Raw genomic sequence first — 5,029 nt, forward strand, 5'->3', positions numbered from 1 at the left:
GTCCAGAGCGGGTCAGGCGGTGGCGTAGCCGACCGGCTGAGCCGCGTCAGCACCCCGGTAGGGGTTGGAGTCGTAGCCGAGGATGTAGAAGAAGATGATCGGGAGGAAGAACAGGCCGACCGTGAAGCCCGTCCCGTGACCGAACGCGGTCGACAGCCCCTGGTAGAGCAGGACCAGGATGACGATGTTCACGATCGGGATGAGCAGCAGGACGATCCACCAGAGCGGCTTGCCCGCGACCTTGAGCAGGACGATGGTGTTCCAGATCGGGACGAACGCCTGCCAGGTCGGCTCGCCGGCCTTCTTGAAGATCCCGAACAGCGCGAACGCGCCGATCAGGTAGCCGATGATGCCGCCGATGTAGGCGCCGGGGCCGACCGTGGCGGAGGTCGTGGTGGCCACCTCGGTGGCGAGTGATGTGATGATCATGCGCGGACAGTAGCGACAAACACATGCTCGCGTGCCCGAAATGGCGGAGCGTCTCACCGCGTCTTCTGGGAGTCAGCAGTGTGGTACCTGTACGGGTTCCACTAACCTTGCCGCCGTTCGCTCCCGCTCCTACCGTTGCGGGACACACACGGCATCGGCCCGGGCAGGTGGGCCACCTCAGAGAGGCCCGCCCATGTCCGTCACACAGTCGTCCCTGAGGAAGCAGATCTGGCGCAGGAAGCCGATCACCGCCGCGACCGTGAGGTCGAGCGAGGGCCTGGAGCGCTCGCTCGGCACCTTCACGCTGATGATGTTCGGCGTCGGTGCGACCGTCGGCACCGGGGTCTTCTTCGTCATGCACGAGGCGGTGCCCGACGCCGGTCCCGCCGTCGTGATCTCGTTCCTGCTGGCGGGCCTGGCAGCAGGGTTGTCGGCGCTGTCCTACGCCGAGATGGCGTCGGCGGTGCCGGTGTCCGGGTCGACCTACTCCTACGCGTACGCGACTCTCGGCGAGGTGGTCGCGATGGGGGTCGCGGCCTGCCTGCTCCTCGAGTACGGGGTGTCCACGGCGGCCGTGGCGGTCGGCTGGAGCGGCTACCTGAACCAGCTCCTGCACAACCTGATCGGGTGGGAGATCCCGACGGCGCTGTCCGCCGCACCGTGGGACGCCGACCCGGGGCTCATCAACCTGCCCGCGCTGGTCCTCGTCGCCCTGTGCGCGGTCCTGCTGATCCGGGGCGCGTCGGAGTCCGCCAAGGTCAACGCCACGATGGTCGTCATCAAGCTGGCGGTGCTGGTGCTCTTCGTGGCGATCGCCTTCACCGGGTTCAACGCCGACAACTTCGCGGACTTCGCCCCCATGGGCGTCACCGGGATCACGGCCGCCGCCGGCACGATCTTCTTCACGTTCATCGGGCTCGACGCCATCTCCACGGCCGGCGACGAGGTCCGTGACCCGCAGAAGACCATGCCGCGCGCGATCCTCGGCGCCCTGGCGATCGTCACCACCATCTACGTGCTGGTCGCGGTGTCCGCCCTCGGCACGCAGCCGTGGGAGGCGTTCAGCGACACGGAGCAGGGCGAGGCCGGTCTGGCGAAGATCCTCGAGAACGTCGTCGGCGCCACCTGGCCGGGCACGATCCTGTCCGCCGGCGCGGTGATCTCGATCTTCTCGGTCACGCTCGTGACCATGTACGGGCAGACGCGCATCCTGTTCGCCATCGGCCGCGACGGCCTGCTCCCGCGGTCGTTCGCCCGCGTCAACCCGCGCACCCACACGCCGGTGAACAACACGCTCATCGTGGCGGGCGTGGTGGGCGTCCTGGCCGCGTTCGTCCCGCTCGACTACCTCTGGGACCTGGTGTCCATCGGGACGCTCATCGCGTTCATCGTGGTCTCGGTCGGCGTCATCATCCTGCGGCGCAGCCGTCCTGACCTGACCCGCGGGTTCAAGGTCCCCGGCTACCCCGTCACGCCGGTGCTCGCAGTGCTGGCCTGCCTGTACATCCTGTCCGGCCTGCACTGGTACACGTACGCCTGGTTCCTCCTGTGGCTCGGTGTGGTGCTCGCGTTCTACTTCCTGTGGGGCCGCAAGCACTCGGTCCTGGAGCGCGCGGTGGAGGCCGGGATGCTGCGCGACGAGGACCTCCGATGACGATCGTCGTGGGTGCCAACCCCTTCGGCGACTCCCACGCCGCCATCGACCTCGGTGTCACGCTGGCCCGGACGCTGCCGGAGGCGACGGGGCCGGACGTGCTCGTCATCGCGACCGTCGTCCCGCACGGGTGGACCGTGCCGTCGATGGCGCGGGTCGACGGCGAGATGCAGGAGTGGGTCCAGGCCCGGGCCGACGAGGCGGAGGCCGCTGTGCTCGACGTCCTCGACGGGCGCGCCGACGACCTGACCATCGAGTTCGTGCGGCTGCACGACCGCTCGACGCCACGGGCGCTCGCGGCCCTGGCCGAGGAGCGGGACGCGACCGCCCTGGTGCTGGGCTCGTCGCCCGACGGCACACCGGGCCGGGTGGTGATCGGGTCGACCGCCGACTACCTCCTGCACTCGTCCCCGGTCCCGCTCGCCATCGCGCCGCACTCCTACCGGTGCCCGCCCGGCCCCGCCGACGTCGCCGCGCACCGGCTCACCTGCTCGTTCAGCGGCACCGATCTCGGGTCCGTCGCCGTGCGGTGGGCGGCGCGGCTGACGCGCGAGATCGACGTCCAGCTGCGGATCGCCACGTTCGGCGTCCGATCGCCCACCATGTACCCGCCCGAGGTCGGCACCGACATCGAGGCGGAGGTGAACGAGCAGTGGCGCGCGCAGATGGTCGACGCGCAGCACGCCCTGAAGGCCCGGCTCGGCGCCGGGCTGGACGACGACGTGGAGCTCGTCGTCGCGTCCGGCGGCAGCTGGTGGGAGGCGCTCACGTCCGTCGACTGGCTGGCGAACGAGCTGCTGATCCTCGGCTCGTCTAGCGCCGGCACGCTGCGGCGTGTGTTCCTGGGCACCAACGCGACGCGGATCATCCGGCACTCGCCGGTCCCCGTGCTCGTCGTGCCGCACGACGAGCTGTGACCTGTCAGTCCTGGGTCGGTGCGCCCTCGGTGAGGTCCTCGGACGTGTCCGGCTGGTAGACGCACACCCACAGGGTGTCCGGGCGGACGGTGACCTCGAGGGTGGTCGACGGGTCGATGACGTCGCCGTCCAGCTGGCGGGGCTGCGGGCGGTCGCTGGTGATCGTGATCCGTGACCCGCGCAGCACCTCCATGTTCGGCACCTTGTTGCGCCCCGGGCGCAGGACGCCGACCGCGGTCTGGATCCAGCGGCCCAGGTTCTTGGGCGCCAGCACCGCGACGTCCATCTGGCCGTTGTCCGGCTCGGCGTCGGGCAGCAGGTTGACCCCGCCCTGCAGGCGCCCGACGTTGCCGACGAGCACCGTGCGGGCGCGGCGGCGCAGCACCGGGTAGTCGTCGACCTGCACCTCGACCTTCATCTCGGCGTCGTTCAGGTGCTTGAGCGCCGAGTACACGTACGCGACGGAGCCGAGGACCGCCTTGAGCTTGGTGGGGGCGTCGTCGACCATCGCCGCGTCGAGGCCCATGCCCGCCATCACCGCGAACGTCTGCCCGTCCACCTCACCGAGGTCGACCAGCCGACGGCCGCGGTCCAGGGCCAGCTGGACGCCCTCGATCGTGTCGGTGGGGATGCCGAGGTTGGTCGCGAGCAGGTTGCCGGTGCCGCCGGGCAGGATGGCGAGCGCCGCCTCGGTCCCGGCCAGCCCGTCGATGCAGGCACGCACGGTCCCGTCACCACCGGCGACGAACACCACCTCGGCGCCGTCGGCGACCGCCTGCTTCGCCTGGCCGGTGCCGGGGTCGTCGGCGGTCGTCTCGAGCCACGCCGGTTCGGGCCAGCCCGCCTCGGCCAGCTGCTCCCGGATGCCGGCGCGGAGCTCGTCGAGACCCTCGACCCGGTTGGGGTTGACGATGACCGCCGACCGCAGGGGGGCGTGGTCGAGTCGCTGCTCGGCGGGAGTCTCGCGGGGGATCGTCACGTCGGCGAGTATGAGCCCGGCTCCGCCGACCGGCCACTCGGAGCGGGCGCCGTACGCTGCCGCGGTGATCACCGACGCGCTCGATGCCTGGACCCCCCGCGACCCCGCGCAGGCCGGTCTGCTGGCGGAGTACCGCGCGTTCGTCGCCGTCTCAGGGCCGGCCGCGGTCGACCGGTCGCTGGCCCCCGAGCACCTCACGGCGAGCTGCTTCGTCCTCACGCCGGACCTGTCGAGCGTGCTGCTCTGCTTCCACCGCAAGGGTCAGTTCTGGGTGCAGCTCGGCGGGCACCTGGAGGCCGGCGACGGGTCCCTGGCGGCCGGCGCGCTCCGGGAGGCGCGCGAGGAGGGCGGCATCGCCGACCTGCAGCTCGAGAGCCACCTGCCCGCCGACGTGCACCGCCACGAGCTCTCCGCGGCGTTCGGGCGCTGCCGGGTTCACTGGGACGTCGGGTTCGTGGCGTACGCCGCCGCGGGCACGGTGCCCGTGGTGAGCGCCGAGAGTGAGCGGGTCGCGTGGTTCGGCGTCGACGCGCTGCCGCCGGGGACGCCCCAGGACTTCGCCGTCCGGCTGCAGACGGTTCTCGCCGAGGTCCGGTCGCGCTGACCGCGGTCGCTGTCCTGCGCGTCGCTCAGCTGTCGAGCGGCGGGGTCTCGACCTGACCGACCTCGACCGTCCCGCCGGTCATCCGGGCGGACAGGCAGTCGAGGACGCGCTGGACGTCGGCCTCTGTCGCGCCGGGCGCGGAGCTCACGAAGACGCGTGACACCGGCATGTCGGCAGTCATCTGGCCGTCGGTCATCGAGGGGTCGTCGACGCAGGTGCTCCAGTCGCCCTCCGGGTAGGAGAGCGAGATGCCCCAGGGTCCCTGCTCGGGGATGCCCGCCGGCCTCGAGCCGAGTCCCGCGAGCGCGGACAGGGCCAGGGCGATGGCGAGCACCAGCGCAGCGACGATCCCGACCTTGCCCCGGATTGCTCTCACGCCACGATCCTACGGTCCGTCATTGCACCATTCGGTTCAGTGTCGTATGGTGAACCACATGGTTCAGCAT

At 71.1% G+C, this 5,029-nt stretch carries 6 protein-coding genes; 3 read left to right on the top strand and 3 right to left on the bottom strand.

Annotation, left to right across the window (positions count from 1 at the left end; translation table 11 throughout):
* Positions 1–12: 12 nt before the first annotated feature.
* Positions 13–429, bottom strand: a complete 417-nt coding sequence (locus AC1DUQ_RS17405) for a DUF5684 domain-containing protein (protein ID WP_477059451.1) — start codon at positions 427–429, stop codon at positions 13–15.
* 193 nt (positions 430–622) lie between these two features.
* On the opposite strand from AC1DUQ_RS17405, the gene AC1DUQ_RS17410 reads away from it, so the two are divergent.
* Positions 623–2,083 (top strand): APC family permease, encoded by a 1,461-nt coding sequence (locus AC1DUQ_RS17410; protein ID WP_477059452.1) that lies wholly within the window; start codon positions 623–625, stop codon positions 2,081–2,083.
* Complete coding sequence (locus AC1DUQ_RS17415; RefSeq protein ID WP_477059453.1) at positions 2,080–3,000, top strand: universal stress protein; 921 nt, start codon at positions 2,080–2,082, stop codon at positions 2,998–3,000. The genes AC1DUQ_RS17410 and AC1DUQ_RS17415 overlap by 4 nt, the downstream gene beginning before the upstream one ends.
* A gap of 4 nt (positions 3,001–3,004) precedes the next feature.
* On the opposite strand, the gene AC1DUQ_RS17420 is transcribed toward AC1DUQ_RS17415, so the two are convergent.
* Positions 3,005–3,979 carry a diacylglycerol/lipid kinase family protein gene (locus tag AC1DUQ_RS17420; RefSeq protein WP_477059454.1) on the bottom strand — a complete coding sequence of 325 codons (975 nt, stop codon included), beginning with the start codon at positions 3,977–3,979 and terminating at the stop codon, positions 3,005–3,007.
* Between the two features lie 64 nt (positions 3,980–4,043).
* Between AC1DUQ_RS17420 and AC1DUQ_RS17425 the strand changes: the two genes are divergently transcribed.
* A complete protein-coding gene (locus AC1DUQ_RS17425; RefSeq protein WP_477059455.1) occupies positions 4,044–4,583 on the top strand; it encodes an NUDIX hydrolase in 540 nt (179 codons plus the stop codon).
* A gap of 25 nt (positions 4,584–4,608) precedes the next feature.
* On the opposite strand, the gene AC1DUQ_RS17430 is transcribed toward AC1DUQ_RS17425, so the two are convergent.
* The gene (locus AC1DUQ_RS17430; protein WP_477059456.1) at positions 4,609–4,959 is read right to left on the bottom strand and encodes a hypothetical protein; all 351 of its coding nucleotides are present in this window, start codon (positions 4,957–4,959) and stop codon (positions 4,609–4,611) included.
* Between the last annotated feature and the right edge of the window lie 70 nt (positions 4,960–5,029).

The sequence above is a fragment of the Cellulomonas sp. P4_B5_2 genome (assembly GCF_056402235.1).

What these genes read in the sequence shown, in the direction of transcription:
- AC1DUQ_RS17405 (WP_477059451.1), bottom strand. Translation starts at nt 429, where the DNA reads ATGATCATCACATCACTCGCCACCGAGGTGGCCACCACGACCTCCGCC.
- AC1DUQ_RS17410 (WP_477059452.1), top strand. Translation starts at nt 623, where the DNA reads ATGTCCGTCACACAGTCGTCCCTGAGGAAGCAGATCTGGCGCAGGAAG.
- AC1DUQ_RS17415 (WP_477059453.1), top strand. Translation starts at nt 2,080, where the DNA reads ATGACGATCGTCGTGGGTGCCAACCCCTTCGGCGACTCCCACGCCGCC.